The sequence below is a fragment of the Romboutsia lituseburensis genome (genome assembly GCF_024723825.1).
GTDB classification, from domain to species: domain Bacteria; phylum Bacillota; class Clostridia; order Peptostreptococcales; family Peptostreptococcaceae; genus Romboutsia_F; species Romboutsia_F lituseburensis_A.
Genome location: NZ_JANQBQ010000001.1, coordinates 938,670 through 959,382 on the forward strand (window position 1 = coordinate 938,670; position 20,713 = coordinate 959,382).

General features: G+C 27.2%; 20 protein-coding genes. 1 reads left to right on the forward strand and 19 read right to left on the reverse strand.

What is annotated here, in order from left to right; all coding sequences use genetic code 11:
• Positions 1-127 precede the first annotated feature (127 nt).
• The 17 genes from murJ to NWE74_RS04780 all read right to left on the reverse strand — a co-directional run bounded on the left by murJ (position 128) and on the right by NWE74_RS04780 (position 18,521).
• Complete coding sequence (gene murJ / locus NWE74_RS04700) at positions 128-1,675, reverse strand: murein biosynthesis integral membrane protein MurJ (RefSeq protein WP_258242074.1); 1,548 nt, start codon at positions 1,673-1,675, stop codon at positions 128-130.
• Between the two features lie 76 nt (positions 1,676-1,751).
• A complete protein-coding gene (locus NWE74_RS04705) occupies positions 1,752-2,552 on the reverse strand; it encodes an NAD(+)/NADH kinase (protein WP_258242075.1) in 801 nt (266 codons plus the stop codon).
• Between the two features lie 196 nt (positions 2,553-2,748).
• Positions 2,749-3,996, reverse strand: coding sequence for a NupC/NupG family nucleoside CNT transporter (locus tag NWE74_RS04710; RefSeq protein ID WP_258242076.1), 1,248 nt, complete (start codon positions 3,994-3,996; stop codon positions 2,749-2,751).
• 799 nt (positions 3,997-4,795) lie between these two features.
• A complete protein-coding gene (locus NWE74_RS04715) occupies positions 4,796-6,193 on the reverse strand; it encodes an MATE family efflux transporter (RefSeq protein WP_258242077.1) in 1,398 nt (465 codons plus the stop codon).
• 188 nt (positions 6,194-6,381) lie between these two features.
• On the reverse strand, positions 6,382-7,269 hold the full coding sequence (locus tag NWE74_RS04720) for a DMT family transporter (protein ID WP_258242078.1): 888 nt from the start codon (positions 7,267-7,269) through the stop codon (positions 6,382-6,384).
• Between the two features lie 297 nt (positions 7,270-7,566).
• A complete protein-coding gene (locus NWE74_RS04725) occupies positions 7,567-8,649 on the reverse strand; it encodes a M42 family metallopeptidase (protein WP_258242079.1) in 1,083 nt (360 codons plus the stop codon).
• Between the two features lie 79 nt (positions 8,650-8,728).
• Entirely contained in the window at positions 8,729-9,571 is an 843-nt protein-coding gene (gene nadC / locus NWE74_RS04730; protein WP_258242080.1) for a carboxylating nicotinate-nucleotide diphosphorylase, read from the reverse strand.
• Positions 9,549-10,865 (reverse strand): L-aspartate oxidase, encoded by a 1,317-nt coding sequence (locus NWE74_RS04735; protein ID WP_258242081.1) that lies wholly within the window; start codon positions 10,863-10,865, stop codon positions 9,549-9,551. The genes nadC and NWE74_RS04735 overlap by 23 nt, the downstream gene beginning before the upstream one ends.
• Positions 10,858-11,772 carry a quinolinate synthase NadA gene (nadA, locus tag NWE74_RS04740; RefSeq protein WP_258242082.1) on the reverse strand — a complete coding sequence of 305 codons (915 nt, stop codon included), beginning with the start codon at positions 11,770-11,772 and terminating at the stop codon, positions 10,858-10,860. Before nadA ends, NWE74_RS04735 begins: the two co-directional genes overlap by 8 nt.
• A 145-nt stretch (positions 11,773-11,917) precedes the next feature.
• Entirely contained in the window at positions 11,918-13,195 is a 1,278-nt protein-coding gene (locus NWE74_RS04745; RefSeq protein ID WP_258242083.1) for an aminotransferase class I/II-fold pyridoxal phosphate-dependent enzyme, read from the reverse strand.
• A 146-nt stretch (positions 13,196-13,341) separates the two neighbouring features.
• Positions 13,342-13,905: a hypothetical protein gene (locus NWE74_RS04750; protein ID WP_258242084.1), complete on the reverse strand. Its 564-nt coding sequence runs from the start codon at positions 13,903-13,905 to the stop codon at positions 13,342-13,344.
• A 111-nt stretch (positions 13,906-14,016) separates the two neighbouring features.
• Positions 14,017-14,532 (reverse strand): transcription repressor NadR, encoded by a 516-nt coding sequence (locus NWE74_RS04755; protein WP_258242085.1) that lies wholly within the window; start codon positions 14,530-14,532, stop codon positions 14,017-14,019.
• A 155-nt stretch (positions 14,533-14,687) separates the two neighbouring features.
• Positions 14,688-15,275: a hypothetical protein gene (locus tag NWE74_RS04760; RefSeq protein ID WP_258242086.1), complete on the reverse strand. Its 588-nt coding sequence runs from the start codon at positions 15,273-15,275 to the stop codon at positions 14,688-14,690.
• A gap of 16 nt (positions 15,276-15,291) precedes the next feature.
• The gene (locus NWE74_RS04765) at positions 15,292-15,975 is read right to left on the reverse strand and encodes a hypothetical protein (RefSeq protein WP_258242087.1); all 684 of its coding nucleotides are present in this window, start codon (positions 15,973-15,975) and stop codon (positions 15,292-15,294) included.
• Positions 15,976-16,003: 28 nt separating this feature from the next.
• A complete protein-coding gene (locus NWE74_RS04770) occupies positions 16,004-16,885 on the reverse strand; it encodes a hypothetical protein (protein ID WP_258242088.1) in 882 nt (293 codons plus the stop codon).
• Between the two features lie 12 nt (positions 16,886-16,897).
• A complete protein-coding gene (locus NWE74_RS04775; protein ID WP_258242089.1) occupies positions 16,898-17,602 on the reverse strand; it encodes a hypothetical protein in 705 nt (234 codons plus the stop codon).
• Positions 17,603-17,675: 73 nt separating this feature from the next.
• A complete protein-coding gene (locus NWE74_RS04780) occupies positions 17,676-18,521 on the reverse strand; it encodes a hypothetical protein (RefSeq protein WP_258242090.1) in 846 nt (281 codons plus the stop codon).
• A 179-nt stretch (positions 18,522-18,700) separates the two neighbouring features.
• On the opposite strand from NWE74_RS04780, the gene NWE74_RS04785 reads away from it, so the two are divergent.
• Positions 18,701-19,384: a hypothetical protein gene (locus NWE74_RS04785; protein ID WP_258242091.1), complete on the forward strand. Its 684-nt coding sequence runs from the start codon at positions 18,701-18,703 to the stop codon at positions 19,382-19,384.
• Between the two features lie 60 nt (positions 19,385-19,444).
• On the opposite strand, the gene hfq is transcribed toward NWE74_RS04785, so the two are convergent.
• Both hfq and miaA read right to left on the reverse strand, forming a co-directional pair.
• The gene (gene hfq / locus NWE74_RS04790; protein WP_258242092.1) at positions 19,445-19,687 is read right to left on the reverse strand and encodes an RNA chaperone Hfq; all 243 of its coding nucleotides are present in this window, start codon (positions 19,685-19,687) and stop codon (positions 19,445-19,447) included.
• A 93-nt stretch (positions 19,688-19,780) separates the two neighbouring features.
• A complete protein-coding gene (miaA, locus tag NWE74_RS04795; protein ID WP_258242093.1) occupies positions 19,781-20,713 on the reverse strand; it encodes a tRNA (adenosine(37)-N6)-dimethylallyltransferase MiaA in 933 nt (310 codons plus the stop codon).

Consider the following 20,713-nt stretch of genomic DNA (forward strand, 5'->3'; position numbering starts at 1 on the left):
TAAATTATATCATTAAATTGACATTTTTCTTATTAATATATAAATCTTAATTTTCAAAATAGTGATTTTTTTAAAATAATAAAAATAAAAAGTAGATAAGCTTAAAATTTATCTACTTTTCTTACATTTATTTTAATTTTAATTTAGCTTTAACTGTATCTATTATAAGATTTACTTCTTGTACCTTAAGAACTATTATACTAACAGCATATACTATAGCTCCACACCCAACTGCGACAGCTAAAGTAATAGCTTCTTGTATAAATCCTGCTCCTAATAAACTTGCTACAAATTTATATACAAATAAAGTTACAACTGCCATAAGGCCTGCTCCTATTAAAGCTTTTATCATTACTGCTGCAATATTTTTTCCACCAAATGGTCCAATTTTTCTTCTTAAACTTATAAATAATAATATTATAGTAACTATAGCTGATATACTTGTCGCTAATGCTAAGCCTGCTAGTTGCATATTAGTAAAATTAACGAAACAAATATTAAGTATTATATTTAATGTCATTGCAAGCATACCATTTATCATAGGTGTTTTAGTATCCTGTAATGCATAGAATACCTTACCTAGGATATCTCTAAGACCGAATCCTATCATACCTATTGAATAGAATATAAGAGCAATAGATGTCATATATGTTGCTCTTGCATCAAATTCTCCTCTTTGGAATAATAGTTTAACTATTGGACTTGCAAGTATTATAGCACCTACTGATATAGGTATTACTAACAATATAACAGTATTTGATGCTGTTCTGATTGATTCATTAAACTTTTCTTTGTTATTTTCAGTAGATAACTTAGATAACATTGGATATATAACAGCAGATATAGAAACTATAAACATACCCATAACAAATTGATTAAGTTTGTTTGCATAGTTAAGAGCTGATATACTACCTTCAACTAATGTAGATGCTATTGTTCTATCTACTATAGTACTTACCTGATTTACCGCAACTCCTATAAGTACTGGACCCACAAGCCACAACATTCTTTTTAAATATCTATCTTTTAAGTTTATGTGCGGTCTATATTTATATCCCTTCTTCATTGCAAATGGAAGCTGGAAGAAAAACTGAGATGCTATTCCTATAAGAGCTCCCCAAGGCAATAAGTAAGGGCTTATTTTTGTACTTATAATTATTGTTGCTATTATAAATATATTATTTGGTATTGGCATCAATCCTGGTATTATAAAGTTTTCTTTAACTTGTAAGTAAGCGGTCATTATATAGTTCATACCTAAAAATGCCATTCCTAGAATTATTACCCTAGTAAAGTATATAGCTTGTTCAAGTGTTTCTCCTTTAAATCCAACAGCAAACATTTTTACTATTGGCTCTGTAAATACTGCACCAATTAATGAAACAAATAAGCAAATTAATGCTACTATATTAAATACATTATTTGTAAATTTAATTGATGCCTTTTGTCCATGTTTTGATTTTACCTCACAATAAAGTGGGATAAAAGCAGTTCCAAGAGACGTACCTACAGCTGTAAATATTACTGCTGGTATATTCATAGCTACTAAAAATGCATCACTAGTTGAAGATGCACCATAAGCTGAAGCTAGTGCTAGTTCTCTACCAAATCCTAACATTTTTGCAAATAAGGTTGCAGCCATAAGACCGACTGCGGCTTTTGCTACTTTTGACATATTCTTTCTCCTACGTTCTTTTTTGATTAATTTAATTTTTTAACAATATCTATTATATAACAAATTTTGATTAATTCTATAAAAATTTTTCAGAAGCTCGTTTCCAAAACTCATAATTAGATCTTCTAAGCAATTTTATTTTAGTCTCAGACCTGATTATATCTATGTTTACAATGTCATTAAACTTATATTCTACACCATCAACAACTACTAGTATAGAATTTTCAAATCTATACTCTGGAAGGATCCTTATAGTTGAGTGAGCTGGTAATATAATGCTTGATGTAAATGACCTATATGCAATAGTGTTCATAGGCGCTAAAGGTGTAAGTTGCAAAGTATCCAAACTTGGATCTACTATACTACCTCCAGCTGAATAATTATACGCTGTAGAACCTATTGACGTTGAAATCAACATTCCATCTCCACTAAATTTTTGTATTTTATTTTCATTAACCATTAAATCTAAATGTAACGTCCTAGAGCATACACTCTTTATTACTACTTCATTTATAGCTTCTATAGTAATATGACTATCTTTAGTACAAATATTAGCTTTTAAAGGGTGTACTTCTTGTATAAATACTTTTTTACTTTTATAGTCTTGTATAAATTCATCAATCTCTGATGGATCTAATTCTGCGAAAAAACCTAAATGTCCAGTATTAATTACTACTACAGGTATATTAGGAAAATTAAAATCATTTATTGTTTTTAAAAATGATCCATCTCCTCCTATAGATATTATTAACTCTGATTCATTTTCTAATCTATCACTAACACAAAAACCTGCACTTTTTAATTTTTCAGATAAGATTTTTTTAGTTTCTAATGATTTTTTCATATTATTAGAATTTACAGTAATAATCCTTTCCATAATTAACCTATCCTAACTTTTTTAAATGTAGTTTTTACTTATATAATATTACCTTAATTTATTTATATTTCAAATTAAATTTTTGTTAACTTGTTATAAATGAACATAAAATTTAATATAGATTTTTAATTTTATTGACAATTTATATTTTCTATGAGAAAAGAGTGTCTTTATAAATAGACACTCTCTTTATTTATTATATAGCTATTATTAACCCTACAACTAGAGAACTTAGTACACTTACTAAAAATCCTCCTAACATTCCTTTGAATGCTAACTTAGCTAACACATTTCTTTTTTCTGGACAAAATACTGATATCCCTGATATACATATACCCATACTAGATATATTTGCAAATCCACAAAGAGATATAGCCATCATAAGACCACTTCTGTAACTTAATCCACTTAGCATTGGACCTAACTTACCAAATGCTATGAATTCATTTAATACTAATTTACTTCCAAGTAATTGAGAAGCTGTTAAAATATCTTGCTTTGGTAATCCCATTAAGAATCCTATTGGAGCAAATACATACGATAATATTTGTTCTAATGATATTCCAAACACACCTAATAAACCATTAACTAAAGCAACTAAAGATATTATAGCTATAAGTGATGCACCTATTCCAAGCGCCATATTAAGACCATCGTTAGCCCCTTGAGATATAGCCGCTATAAGGTTTGCATTATCACCTTTATTGTCTATTTTTACTTCTTTAGATGCTGCTGCTTCTGCATGTTCTAAATCATCTTCTAAATCTTGATCTGCCAATGAAGGTACAACTTCAGGAAGTATCATCTTTGATACAACTATACTACCTAACGGAACTAATGCTCCACCTATTAATAAATACTCCATTGGTATACCCATTCCAGCGTATCCCATTAAAACAGTAGCTGACATACTACCCATTCCAGATATTAACACTAACATTATTTCACTTTGACTCATATCCTTTAAGTACTTTGCTACAAGTATTGGTGATTCTGTTTGTCCTAAGAACATGTTTGCAACTGCAACAAAACTTTCTACTTTACTAGTTCCAAGAACACTTCCTATAGCTCCACCTATTATCTTAACTATAAATCCTATAATTCCAAGATAATAAAGTGCTCCTACTAATGCAGATATAAATATTATATTCCCTAAAACTTGAACAGCAAATATCATTCCTGTTGGTGCTCCTGCATCAGCTAAAGGCCCAAATAAGAATCCTAAACCTTCTTTTCCATAACTTAATACATTAGTTACAACATCTGATACTTTTTGTAAAGCTATTCTTCCTAATGGAAACTTTACTAATAAAAATGCCACTACAAATTGAATTAATAATGCTTTTATTATTAATTTTTTATTAATGTCTTTTTTACTAGATGATAAAAGATATAATGCACCTAATAAAATAACTATACCTAATGCATTTATTAATATTGTCATTTTCTCATCCTCTATTTCTATAATATTGTCATTTGGTGAGTTTAAATTTAAGCTACATAGAATTTCTATTTGATGCTTAGCTTAAATTATTTTTTAGCCTTACCGTTTATGCTAATTTTAATATTTGCACTTTTAAAAACCTTTATGTATTAAAGCTATAACATCTAATTTTTTGCAATTATGTATTTAACTGTACACTTACTTTTATTAAAAAGTACTTGCCCCACATGTACTTTTTATACTTATTTGTGCTCTAATAATTCTACATTGTATGACTTTATAAGCGTTTTTATAATAAAAAAACAAATTTAAACCCTAAAATTTATTATAACCGCTATTACTTTCTTATGACAAGACTTTTTAAATAGTCTTAAATCTCATAATTTAAAAATAACTTGTAGAAAACATTTTCTTAAGCTTAAATTTATATTACATAATAAAATCATTTTTTAAAATAATAAAAATATAACTTAGTTATTACTTGTTAAAATAATATTTAAAGGAGAATTAATTATGAAAAAAATAAATGCTCTTCAAAAGATGATTTAACTTATTTAAATAATTTTGATGATCAATACAAGGAAATTTTAGATAATGTAGAAATAAATGAAAGCACTGATAGTGAAACCACTGATATTGAAAATTTTAGAGTTATCAACAAGAAAAATCCTTATCCTCTAAAATAATTTTTATATAATAAATATAGCTATAACTTAATAAAAAATTATAGCTATATCTATTGATTTATTAACAAAACATTTTATATAGTGTATTAGTATAAAAGCTTCAATTATTTTTATCATTCCTTTATAAGTTTATTATTTTCTAATTTATTATCTTTTTTTATATTATATAATTTACCTAATTTTAATAAAAATATAAATATACTTATAAGTAATATTCCTTTAAATACACTACTTATTGTTACACTCCACCATACTCCATTTAGTCCTAGTATTTCAGGTTTAGATAAAATATACGCTAATGGAACTCTAGCACCTGTAAAAATAATGCTTATAATCGATGGTATATATGTTCTTCCAAGGCCCTTGAATGCTCCAATAGTTATTATTTCTATACACATAAATAGTTGAGAATACCCTAATATTTTTAGGTATATAGTTCCTTCATATATTGCTTTATACTCTTGGATAAATACTGTGAAAATATATTTACCTAAAAATACTAATATAAGTGTATTTAAGATACCTAATAATATAGCTATTATAAATGTTACTTTACACCCTTTGTTTATTCTATCGTATTTTTTAGCTCCATAATTTTGACCTACAAATCCAGATAGAGCTACTGCTAATCCATCAGCTGTCATCCAAGATATAGATTCAATTTGTGAACCTACCTTTTGAACAGCTACTGCAACTGGACCAAAAGATGCAACGATAACACCTAGTAACATAGAAAATAATGTAAACATTCCACTTTGAATAGCAACAGGTATCCCTAATCTGTATAATATTCTGTAATACTTAAATTGTATATTTCTAAATACTTTTATTTTAAAGTAGCCATCCTTATTTTGCTTTATTATATATATAAATAAAACTGATACAACAGCTTGCGCTATTACAGTTGCTACAGCAGCTCCAGTTACTCCTAATTTAGGGAAACCAAACCACCCTAAGATAAGTATCGGATCTAGTATAATGTTTGTAATTAAACCAACTGTATTTATTTTAAATGGAGTCTTACTATTCCCCATACCATTAAATATAGCCGTAAAAACCGGATTTATAAAGTAGAATATCATACCTATGGATATTATATATAGATATTTTCTTGACATACTTATTACTTCTACATCTCCTAGTTTAAAAAATCCAATTAAATATTTATTAAAGGCAATTAAAAATACAGTATAAAAAACAGATAATATAATATTTATTTCAATAGATGATTTAATATATAATTTTGTTTTATCTAAATCATTTTCACCAATGCTCTGAGCTACCTTTACTTCTCCACCAATTTTAGATATCATTATAAAAGCCATAGCAAGCCATGGATAAAATCCAGCAGTTCCAACAGCAGCAACTGCATTACTTCCAACTTTTCCAACCCATATCATATCTATCATATTGTAAGCCATCTGAATAAATGAAGTTCCCATTATAGGTAATGATAGCTTAATTAATTTTTCTGTTATTTTACCATCAGTTAAGTTAATTCTCTGTTCCATATAATCTCCTTTCACATATAAGTTTAGCTATCTAACATAAATAATACCCAAATATTTATAATATGAAATGTAAATAATTAGTACATATTATAAATTATCATCATGAGATTAATTGTAGTAAATTTTTTTAAATTTGCAATAATAAAAAAGCTATATAGTAAATTAAACAACTATATAGCTTTTTTATATTAATTATCTTTAATTTTATCTAATTTCTTATTATACATAAACATATATAAAGAAGCTGAAAATATTATAATATATCCTAATATACTATATTTATCTGGGAATACTCCAAATAATGCAATACTTATAATGGCAGAAAATATTATATTTGAGTAATCAAATATAGATATTTCTTTAGCTGGTGCATATTTATATGCCCATGTTATACCAAATTGTCCTAGTGTTGCAAATGTCCCCGCTAGCATTAAATAAACAAACTGTAGTAAAGTCATTGACTTATATGATATAACCATAAATGGAAATATTACAATCAATGAAAATAATGAGAAATAAAACACTATAGTAGCACCTTTTTCTCTACTTCCTAAAACTCTTAAACATGTATATGCAATAGCTGCGCATATAGCACCGCTTACACCTATTAATGCAGGTATAACTTGCATATTAAGTTCTGGCTTTATTATAAATAATGCTCCTAAAAATGCAATACTTACAGCTATTATTTGATTTGTCTTTATTTTTTCTTTTAAAAATAATGAACAAAAAATTATAACAAAGAAAGGACTTAATTTATTCAACATATTAGCATCAGATAAAACCAATTTATCTATAGCATAAAAATTAAGTATTATTCCTAATGTACCAAATGTCGCTCTTAAAGTTAAAATCTTTCTATTTTCTTTTTTTCCAAAAAAACTTTCATTTGCTTTAACAACCATTATAAATGCTACTATACATGATACTAAATTTCTAAAAAAAGTTTTTTGGAAAGTAGGTAAATCTCCAGATAGCTTAACAAAAGCAGACATCATAGCAAATCCAAATGCAGATATTATAATACAAATTATACCTTTTGTTCTGTCACTTATATTACTTCTTATATTGTCCATAAATTCCTCCTTAGTAGTTTAAATAACATTAGAATTTTACCATAACAATTAATTTTATTCAAAAGTTATAATGTAAACAGTAAAAAATTCGCTTCGCTCATGTCGCCAACGACTTCGTCGGTTGCTCAAAAATGTCATTTTTTACTTTCACAAAGGTATTGAATTACTATACCTAATAACTTATTCACAGCTTTTGATGTATTATAATGCCCTTAAGAGTAAAAAAATAGAAACTATATATTTTACTCTATATAGTTTCTACCCCAATTTTATTGTATTAAATTTTTATATGTTAAATTACTCACCTTCAATAATTTTTTTTACCCTATTCTCATCTAATCTTTTTATTACTTCTGTTAAAAGTCTAACTACATTAATATAATCATCTTTATGAATTATTCCAGCATGTGAGTGTACATACCTAGTAGCTATACCTAAATATAAACAAGGTGCACCATCTAAATTTATGTGCATAGAACCAGCATCAGTTCCTCCAAAAGGTATATATGAAAATTGATATGGAATATTCAATTCATGCGCAACTTTAATTACAAAGTTTCTTAAATCACTATGTCCAACCATAGAACCATCGTATATATTTATTAGTGGGCCTTTTCCTAATTCTCCAGCAACTTCTCTTTTATTAACTCCAGGTGTATCTGATGAAACACCTACATCAATAGAAAATCCTATATCTGGATTTACCATATAAGATGCGGTTTTTGAACCTCTACATCCAACTTCTTCTTGAACAGTTCCTACACTATAGAGTTCATTTGGAAGTTTTTCATCTTTTAAATTTTTCATAACATCAATAGCTATAGCACATCCAACTCTATTGTCCCAAGCTTTTGCAAGTAAATAATTAGGATTTGCCATAGCATTAAATTCAAAATATGGGGTTACCATGTCTCCTGGCATTATACCTAATAACTCAGCTTCACCTTTACAATTAACACCTATATCTATGTACATATCTTTCATATCAGGCAATTTGCTTCTTTGTTCTATAGGAAGTGTAAAAAAAGGTTTTGAATTAATTACTCCAATTATTTTTCTCCCTCTTGATGTAGTTACCGTAACTCTTTGTGATCCCATTACATTAGTGCTCCACCCTCCTAGAGGTTGAAATGATAAAAAACCATTTTCATCTATTCCTGTAACCATAAAACCAATTTCATCCATGTGACCTGCTACCATTATCTTTGGAAAATTTTTATCAAATGATTTTTTAGCTATTAAACTTCCTAATTTATCTGTATATATCTCGTCTACGTAATCCTTTATATATTCTTTCATTATTTTTCTTACTTCTTTTTCATTTCCACAAGTTCCATCTGCTTCTGTTAACGTTTTAAGCATTTCTAAATTAATATCCATCCTGCCCCCCCTTGTTCAATAATATATACTTATTTGATTATTTAATATATATGTTAATCAATAAGGTGCTATAACTAACTTAATCAGTTATATTAACTAAATTTTTCATACTTAAATCTAATACCTTGCTAGAATGCGTCAATGCTCCTATCGAAATATAATCTACTCCTATATTTCCGATTTGTTTAATATTATCTAAAGATACATTGCCTGAAAACTCAGTTATTGCTTTTTTATTTATAATATCTACCGCCTTTTGTGCAGTTTCTAAATCCATATTATCAAGCATTATTATATCTACATTAGATTCTAATGCTTCTTTTACCATTTCTAAATTTTCAGTTTCAACTTCTATTTTCCTCACAAAAGATGCATTACTTCTAACTAGTTCAATAGCTTTTTTTATACCACCACATGCACTTATATGATTATCCTTAAGCATTATACCATCAGACAAGTTAAATCTATGATTATTACCTCCTCCAACACGTACTGAATATTTTTCTAATATTCTTAAATTAGGCGTTGTCTTTCTAGTATCTAATATTTTTGTATTACTATCTTTAATTTCTTGTACAAATAAATTAGTTAATGTCGCTATGCCACTCATCCTTTGTAATAAATTTAATGCTACTCTTTCTCCTTGTAAAATATTTCTAGTGTTTCCTCTCAAAAAAGCTACTTTATCTTTAGGGTATATTCTATCTCCATCATTTTTATATAAAGTTACCTCCACTTTGCCTAGTATATTAAATACTCTTTTAAAAACATCAAGCCCTGCAATTATTCCTTCTTCTTTACATAATAATTCAACCGTAGATACACTACTTTCACTTATAGTATAGCTAGTGCTTATATCCTCATTTGGTATATCTTCTCTTAATGCATCTTTTATTATATTATCTATAATCAAATAATTCATCGTCAAACCCCTCACAATTTTCTTTTATAGCTTCTATGACTATTCTTTTGTTATTCTTTCTTATATCATTTATATTTTCTTTTACTTTATCTACGTTTTTTATAGTTATATTAATATCATCTATAGTGTTATTTATTGAATCAGATGCTTTTTTTGAAAAAACCAATCCTTCTAACAATGAATTACTAGCTAGTCTATTTTCTCCATGCACTCCGGTACAACTAGTTTCTCCTATAGCATATAAATTTTCAAGAGATGTTTTAGAATCTAAATTCACCTCAATTCCACCCATAAAATAATGTTGTGCTGGAGAAACTTTTATGTGATCTTTAGTTATATCAACCCCTCTTTTTAAACATTCACTGTATATATATGGAAATCTTTTAATAACATACTCTTTATCCATAAAAGTTAAATCTAAATTTACATATGGTGAGTTTGTTTTTTTAATCTGATTAAATATTGCTTTTGATACAATGTCTCTAGGAAGTAACTCATCTATAAACCTTTCGCCATTTATATCAATTAGTTTTGCACCTTCGCCTCTAACAGCTTCTGATATTAATAATCGTCTTTCATCTTTTTCATCTTCAAAAAATGCTGTAGGATGTATTTGTATATAGCCTAAATTCTTTAATTTAATATTATGTTTTAGTGCTATAGCTATAGAATCTCCATTTAATATTTTTTGATTAGTTGTATTTTTGAATACTCCTCCTATCCCACCTGTAGCCAGTATAACTTGTTTTGCATATATATTAAATTGTATATTGTCTTTTATAAGCACTGCTCCTAAGCATTTATTTTTGTCTTTTATTATATCTACTAAATACGTGTATTCATAAATATGTATATTTTCTCTTTCCTTAACTCTGTTTATAAGAATATCTTCAACGCCTTCACCTGTTTTATCCTTTATATGTACTATTCTATTAGTACTATGTGCGCCTTCCTTAGTATATTTTAAATTACTATTATCTATATCGAACTCTACACCTAAATCTATTAAGTCAATTATTTTTGACTTAGACTCTTTTGCCAATATTTTAACAGCATCAACATTATTTTTGTATTTACCTGCTTTTAGCGTATCTTCTATAAATAACGCTATGTCATTTTCATCTCTAGCAGTGGATATTCCTCCTTGTGCTAAGGATGTATTTGTTTTTTGTAAATCAGATTTAGTCGCTAATAATATTTCCAAATCTTCTCTTAAGTTTAAACTACTATAAAGACCCGATACCCCTGAACCTACTATTAATACATCTACTATTTTATTTACGAGCTTATACATTTTCTTTGGCTAAACAGTGCATATTCTCTAAGCATTTTAATGCATCTTTAGCTACATCCTCTTCTACAAATATTTCATTTTTCATATTTAGTAGGGTATCGTATAAATTTTCTAATGTTGTTTTTTTCATATCAATACAACATATTGTTTCTCCTGGTATAAAAAATTTCTTATCTGGATTTCTCTTTTTTAGTTCATGAAGTATGCCTTCTTCAGTCGCAATTATAAATTCTATGTTTTCAGATTTTGTAGCATAGCTTATAATTCCACTTGTACTACCTACATAATCCGCAATGTCTCTTACTTCTTTTTTACATTCTGGATGAACAAGTATCTTTGTATTTTTATGCTTATTTTTTAAATTTAATATTTGATCTTTATTTATGTTATTATGATATTTACAGTAACCATCCCATAATATAAATTCTTTTTCCTTAAAGAATTCAGATATATAATCACCTAAGTTTTTATCTGGTAAAAATATTATTTGTTCATTATCAATATTGCTTAATATATCTAATGCACTTGAAGATGTAACTGCAACATCACAATGAGATTTTACTTTTGCAGTTGAATTTATGTAGCATACTGTAGATGCATTTGGATATTTTTCTTTTAACTTTATTATTTCTTCTTCAGACGCCATATCAGCCATTTCGCATCCTGCATCTAATACGGGCATTAATACTTTCTTTTGAGGAGATAAAATCTTTGTACTTTCTGCCATAAATCTAACTCCACAAAATACTATAACATTTTCTTTACTATCTCTTGCAATTTCACTTAAATAATAAGAATCCCCCACAACATCTGCTAGCTCTTGTATATTTGCTGGTTGATAATAATGAGCTAGTATTATAGCATTTCTTTCTTTTTTTAATTTTAATATTTCCTCTTTTAAATTCATATTCTTTAAATACACCACTTTCTTTACAGTCTTTATATATGTCTTTACACCTGTAAAGTTATTGTAGCACTATTTATTTTTTCATTCAATAATTAATACTTTTATAACAAAAAAAACGAAGCTTATATAAGCTTCGTTCTCGTTATTATTTACTTTTTTTCATATATTCAATAGCTTTTAAAGTTCCCATTTTTGAATGATCAAAAGTAAGTCCACCTTGGAAATATACATTATATGGTGGTCTTATTGGAGCATCTGCACTTAATTCTATTGAAGATCCTTGTATAAATGCACCTGCTGCCATTATTACTTCATCTTCATATCCTGGCATTGCCCAAGGAACTGGTTTTACGTATGAATCAACTGGAGCTGCAGCCTGTACACCTTGACAGAATGCTACTACCTCATCAGCATTTTTAAGTCTTACTATCTGTATAATATCACTTCTTGGGTCATCATATTTTGGAAGTACTTCATACCCCATTTTTTCAAACATTCTAGCACAATATATTGCTCCCATTACTGCTTGAGATACAACGTATGGAGCCATAAAGAATCCTTGAAGAACTGTTCTACTTGTTCCAAATGTTAAACCGCATTCTTTTCCTATACCTGGAGATGTTAATCTATATGATATAAGCTCTACCAAGTCACTTCTACCAACTATATATCCACCAGTTAATGCAAGACCTCCACCTGGATTTTTTATAAGAGATCCTGCCATTATGTCTGCACCTACATCCGTTGGTTCTTGTGTTTCTATAAACTCTCCATAACAGTTGTCTACCATAATTATAACTTCTGGTTTTACACTTCTTACAGTGTCTATTATCTCTTTTATATCTGGTATCGTAAGTGATTTTCTCCAAGAATATCCTTTAGATCTTTGTATCATTACAAGTTTAGTTTCATCTTTTAATTTTGCTTTAATTCCTTCTAAGTCAACATTTCCATTTTCTAAGAAATCAACTTGATCATATGTAACACCAAATTCTTTTAAGCATCCTTTTTCTTCTCTTATACCAATAGTTCCTTGTAATGTATCATATGGTGCACCTGTTACTGACAATATTTCATCCCCTGGTCTAACTAACCCTTGTAAACATAAGCTTAATGCATGTGTACCATTTACTATTATAGGTCTAACTATAGCATCTTCTGCATTGAACACCTTAGCATATATTTCTTCTATTTTTTCACGACCAATATCATTATAGCCGTATCCTGTAGTCCAGTTAAAATGATTATCACTTAAGTTAGCTTCTTGCATAGCTTTTAAAACTTTATATTGATTGTATTCTCTTACTTCTTTTATTTCTTCAAATCTATCTTTTATTTCTTTCATGACTTCTTCAGATAATTCAAAAGTTTCATTATCTAAGCCATAGAAATTTTTCAATAATTCTTTTGTTTCATTTAGCATTGTTTTCACCTGTCTTTTTTATAATTTCAACACTAGAATTTTATCATATTGCTTTGTTTTGTTCAAGTTATATACTCTTTTGTTTATTTCTACATAAATAAAAGCGCTCAAGTTAAAATTGAGCGCTCACTTAATCTTTATTAAATTTATGCTTTAACTACAGATTTTTTTACAATGCTTTTCGGTATTAAATTCCATATATACACTGATAATGAAAAATCTATCATACTGTGTATTAATGTTCCAACCCCTACTAAACCAAGAACTGAAACCATAAATCCTTGCTCATAATATCCAGGTGTAAGAGTTGATCCAAAATAGAACGGAATAACTATTAAAACTTCGCTAACTGCATGAATTATGCCTATTATAAATGAATATAATATTGAACTTTTAGTATTGTTGATAATTGATTTATTTTTATTTAAATATAAAGATCCTATAATAACAAATACAACATGGCTTAATGCTCTAAGTACAACTGTAATAGGAAATCCTCCTAATAAAAATCCAAGTGTAGTTCCAATTGTAACAAATAATGCTGTGCCCGGTGAAACAAACATAGCTATAAATATTGCTACATGACTTGCTAAAGTAAATGATGCTGGCTCTAGTATTATTTTAATTGGTGAAAACATAGGTATTATAATTCCGATAGCACACAGAAGTGCTGATAATATAATTGATGATGTATTTAATTTTTTATTCATATACTCCCTCCATTTACATGTGTCTTTACACCTTTATTTACAGTTTATTATTTTAATCAATGGTTGTCAATTATTTTAATATAAAAAAAGGATATTTATATTAAGTTAAACTTAATATAAATATCCTTTTTCTTTTAGGGCTTTTGAAACTAACTTAAATACTTCCTCATTTTTACATTTTATGGTATGAAGATGTACTCCATCTGTTAATCTAGCTAAAGAATTAACTTCTTCTTCTTTTAATTTACTCATAAATGATTTTACATCTCTTCTTGAAAATACATGTAGATTGCCCGTTAATTGCCCGTACACTCCATGTTCTATAATTACATTTATAACACTCGCACCTTCATCTACTATTGTATTTAATTCATCTTCTATACAATCCTCACTATGTTTGCATGCAATTGTTTTTATTAAACAGTCATAATTATTTTCTTTATTATTTAATATATAACCTCTTGGTGTTGATATTATATCTACTCCTGTTGCTCTAAGTAAAGCTACATCTCCAACTATAATTTGTCTACTTACATTTAATTTTTCAGATAAATTAGTTCCACTAATTGCTTCAGATGAATATTTTAAAATATTTAATATTTCTTCTCTTCTCTCTGCTGCACTCATTTTCACACCTCATTTTATTATAATTATAAATTTAATTATATACCATTAATCTATAACTATCTAGCTAGTATTTTTATTACTGCATTTGTTGTAATTACAAAAAGGTATCCTTTTTAAGAATACCCCCTGTAAAAAATATATATATCATCTTTAATTTAATCAATTAAAGCACCTACGTTGCATAAGGAAACTAAATATAAAGTTTTTCCATTGTAATCTAATATCCAAGCTACATCATAGTTTAGCTGTACTAAAGATACTTTATGAGAATTTATTAAATTTTCAGCTACATTAGGTATTGTATTATTATTTTGTCCGTTCACTTGGATTATAAATGTTTTTTTACTTGGATCTGGTTCTAAATATTTATCTTTTAGATATGCTGCTACACTAGATTTACAGCAACAATTTTCATCACAGGGTATATTTAAAGTAAATGGAGAGGTGTATTTATTGTTTAGTAAATTTATTATCGATTGGTAATCACCTTGTTTAGGTTCAATTTGAATAAATAAGATATCTTCTATACATAAATTTATATTTTTTATATCTGAAGAATTACTTTCTTGTAGTAAAACAAAATTTGGATAATCACTTTCTTTGATTACTCCATTAGAACTCCCACAAGTGTAATACACTGTGTAGCTCTCAATTAAATCACTTAAGATATTTATCTCACAAATAGCCTTTTTCATTCCACAACTACAGCAACAACTTGTTATTGGATTATTAAAATTTTTCAATTTTTTCACATCCTTATTACACTCTATTTAGACTTATTCCTATTAACTCGCATAAAGACAAAACATAGTATGTTGTTACCGGAGTGTTATTATCTAAAGTTTTATCGTTTTTTGCCCAAACAGTATCTGGATTAACAGCTAGAATTTGTGTTACTTCGAAACTATTATTTTGAGTAGATAAAACAACTGAATCAAGAGTTCCCGATGGAACATTTAATAAAAAGTCTTTTGCTTTTAGTAAATATTCTAAGGTTCCATTTTTACAACAACATCCACATGGAGATGAATAGCTTATTTTACAAAATCTACTTGCAATATCTGATTCTTTTGTAATAGCTGTACAATTTGTGCTATTGATTTTAAATTCAAATCCTTCTATCTTACATATATTTAAATACGTTATATTTCCTTTGTATGGTTCATCTACTGGTGTATTTGTATATATAGGTACTATATCTTGTGTTATATAAGGTATGTTATATATTATATTTGATATTGGTTTATCAATTTCAGTCCCAGTTATAAATTGATTAAAATTTGGTAAAATAGGATAGTATTTTAAATCTTTAATACACTTTTGACCTTTTAATAAAAAATCTTGATAAAACCAATCTAGAGCACATAATATACCATTTTTACAACAGCATTCGCTATTTATATTTTTAGATTGTGGGGTACAACATCCTCCATTTTGGTACATATCTAAATCTCCTTTCTATAGATTTTTATTACTCTCTTATATTAATAAATTTAGCAATTTTACAAGTAGGTACTCCATAGTACACTGTTTCATTATCTATTTTACTTGAGAATATAGCCATATCGCAGTCTATTGCAATTAATATCGCTGGATTTTTTTCAGTACCTAATATACCTTGTAATAATCCTTTTGATGTATCTGAATCAAATGTATTTTCTAATGTAACACTATATTTAAGACCTAAACCTGTAAAGTATAGTGATTGAGCAACTCCATCTGCGCAATCGCAGCAGCACCCGCATTTTGGTGTATAAAAAAATTCTTTTCTAAAATTAGAATCTACGTTTACACCAATTGTTGTTCCTGCACTCTCAACCGTTTCGAATAAAAACTTAATAACAGATATAGAACATAAAGAAACTGTTGATACATTAGGAAGCTTTATTACATCATTGGTTATAGATGTAGTTTGTATATCATTATTGTTTTGTATTTGTAATAATGCTGATGCATCACATCCACTATTTTCAGTAATATCTGATGGTATAATATTTCCATAAATACATATACTACTAGTTTTAGGATTTGGGTCTAATTCTAAAGATTCCTTGTATAAATAATCAAGTAACTTTTTAACTCCATTTTTACAACAACATTCTCCATTTTCACCTTTATCACTACCTCCAAATCCACCTAAACTTACATTAACACTACTATTATTTCCGGATGAAGTACTACTTCCGCCTGTACCCGTACTACCATCAACCGTTGGATTAGTAGTATTATTTACTGTTACTGGGTTATAATCAGGTGAGCATGATGAGTAATCATATCCGCCTGAACATCCACACGAACATCCACCTGTCGAACCACAAACACTGCAAGTTCCATAATTAGGATCAAAACTCATATTAATCGCTCCTTATCTATAATATTTTCTAGGTTTTATATCGTAACATTTCTGATCTAAATAATAAGATTCAAAGTATTCCTCTAAATAATCACGTTTTTTAGGAACACTACAACATGAAGTACTACAACTTGTGCAATTTATAACGTTTAAAGATACTATCTGTAAAACTAAATGAGATAACTTAGCTACTAACTCTTCTAATGAACTTATATTTTCTACTAAATTACACAATAAACATTCAATCATTTCACATTTACAACACATACAAGATGAGCATAAGCATTCAATATTATTTATTTTTGAAATTATATCGATTATACTTGATAAAATTTCTATTAATACACAAAATGTTTTACTTATTAATTCACAATCTCCATTATTTGGTAAACATCTTAATTGACAAATTAGATTTTTCAAGTTTTTTAGTATACATGAAAAACGTTCTAGTTGTAATAAATAGCCATAGTTTTTATCGCAACAAGTATATTTTTCTATTTTATGAATAGTTTTTAATAAAACATCGATTAAACCTATACAATCTTCCTTGTCACATTCGTTTTCTTTTATTTTACAAAAATCCTTATCAATCAAAATATTTACTACACTTTTTAAAGATTCTTTTTCACTTTGATGGCATTTTTCTTTGCAAAATAAACTAAAATTTAATTTACTTAATTCACTATATACTAATCCCAATTCATTATAAAATTCCATTATATTCCCTCCTATAAATTTAGTTATAGTACAAGCTTACAATTTGTAAACTTGTACTATACTTATCTATCACTTATCTTTTTTTACAGCCACATCCACAGCCTCCACCGTTATATTGTCCATATCCAGAATTCCCACCATACATAGCGCTTGGAGGACAAACAGGTCTAACTTTTCTAGGAGCACTTTGTGCTATATAACAAGGCGTACAACTTTGTGTATCACAAGTAGCAAAGCCTATTACTATAGAGCTTAATTCTGGAACTAATTTTTCAAGTTCGCATAAATCATTTACAAAATCACAAATCATACAACTAAAGAATGATGAAACTACTTTATTGGCAGTTGCTATTGGTTGTGTACTACAGTCAGCATAATATACTAAAACTGCAGCTTTAGATATTGCAGATATTAATTTTGTTAATATTTGCATTAATAAACATAATAGGTCTCCTATTATTTCTGGACATCTATTGTTACAAGATACTGAGTCTAATCTTGTCTCTAATGATTCACATAAACAGTGAAGTCTTTCAAGTTGTGAAGCAAATCCATGGTTTATATTTGCAGTATTTGCTAATATACATTGCAATGTTTGACAAAGTACAACTAAATATCCTTGAGTATCTGTACTACTAGTACTCTCTATTATTAAACTATTTTTGATTATCTCCCATAAAGTACAATCAAAAACTGCTGTGTCATTTTGATGAAGACTTGTTAATGGTAAACAAACACACTTATCATTAGTTAAATCAAATGGTGCATTTTTACCATCTACTATTAATTCTGATGGTAATATTTTTGTATTTATTAAACTTAGTATCCCATTTGATACATATTCTAAATTCCCTAGATATTCTTGTACATACTTTCCACACTTAGTAATTTCATGTGAGTTTTCACATATAAACGCCATTCATACCACTCCCTATTTTGTTTTTCAAGATTTTCATCTCTCCATACTAATATATTAAGTTTCACTAAAAATGACACAATAATATTATTTTTTTTATTTTATTTTTATTTTGCTTATTTTACGTAACATTTTTTTATAAAATGACATAATATAATATATATTTAATGGGAGGGAATTTTATGTATTCTAAATTAAAAAAAAATGATTTTTTCTGTCCAGTATTAGTTAATAGGATATATGATAGATCTAAGGCTACAACTAAATTAAGTTCTAATATTCCTATGAATTTTCAAGTCTTTAGTCAGTGTCCTTTACCTTCTAATACAAAGTTAGAAATTGTTAAAACTAATTTTAAATATGAAATATGTAATATTGATAAAAAAATTTTAATAAATGGTCATAATATTAATTGTTGCAAAAATTCTATAAAAGATACCATATGTATAGATAATAAAATGCTAAGTACAACTAATGATGAATGTAACAAAATAACGTTTAATATTATCGAAAATTTAAATGTAAGTTTTAAGGTTGAAATTGAAATTGAAGGAATTGCTTATATAAATGATTGCCAAAAAATTTATTTTGAAGCAATAGGGTGTGGGGAGGACAACATAAACGCAATTATACTTTCAAATATATTAATTCCAAATCCAAGAAATTTATCAAATAACGCATATTTAGAAATTAATAATGATATATTAGGTTTAGCAAGTCCTGACTGTATATTTTTATCTCCAATATTTGATTGTAAGAAAAATATAGATTCTTTATTTGGAAATGTTTTTTTAAATTATATGATAGAATTAGATATATCTTGTTTAATGCCTTCAGCTTTAAATTTATTAAAAAGTAAATGTTAAAAGCTCTACAAAGTTATATACCTTTGTAGAGCTTTTTTAATTTATATTATTATTATATTATTATTTTTGTTGATTAGGATTTTGGAAACTTATATATTTCCCTGGAAGTATAGTAGACACAGCATGTTTATATATCATGTTTTGTTGTCTATTATCTCCTTCTAATAATATTATATAACTATCAAACCCCTTAACAAGTCCTTTTACTTGTACACCATTCATTAAATATATAGTTACAGGTATTCTTTCTTTTCTAGCATTATTTAAAAATAAGTCCTGTAAATTTAATACTGAGTTTTTCATTTGCATATATCCTCCCGAGATCTTAATTAAATTTAAAGATTAATATATATTATTGGTAATTTTATACTATTCCTCTATTATATAATATATAAATTAAAGCATTTTTTCAATATAATTATTGATATCTTTTTCTAAAACTTTTTTATCTTTATATTCGTCTAAATTAAACCATTTTACATTTTCATATCTTCTAAACCAAGTTAATTGACGTTTTGCATATCTTCTTGAGTCTCTTTTTATTATTTCTATGGCTTCATCTAAAATATATTCACCATCTAAGTATTTTATTATTTCTTTATATCCTATTCCTTGCATAGATATTAAATCCTTAGTATAGCCCATATTTAAAAGGTTTTTAACTTCATCTATTAGACCACCCTCTATCATTATATCTACTCTTTTATTTATTCTTTCATATAAATGTTCTCTTTCTCTATTTAAAACAATTATAATCGGATTATATTTTTCATTAAATTTTAAATCATTAGAGAAATCATTCATTTTCTCTCCGCTTAAGCAAACCTCTAAAGCTCTTATAACTCTTTTTGTGTTATTTTTATGAATTCTATCTGCACTTTCACTATCTAAGCTTCTTAATTTTTCATGCATATATTCAATTCCATTTTGTTCAAGTTCTAACCTTAATTGTTCTCTTAACTCATTATTCGCATTAGACTTAGCAAAATCCATATTATATATCAACGAATTTAGATAAAGTCCCGTTCCTCCAGTTACTAAGACATTTTTACCTTTTTCATGAATTTCTTTTATGTATTTATTCGATCTATTTTGAAATTCAGAAACAGAAAATGTATAATCTGGTTTTACTTCATCTATCAAATAATGAGTAATTCCGTTCATCTCTTCTTTAGTTACCTTCGCACTACCTATATCCATATACTCATATATTTGCATAGAATCTGCTGATATTATTTCAGCATCTAAAGATTTTGCTAAGTTTATTGATAAATCTGTTTTTCCAACAGCTGTTGGTCCTGTAAGTATTATAAGTGGTATTTTTTTCAT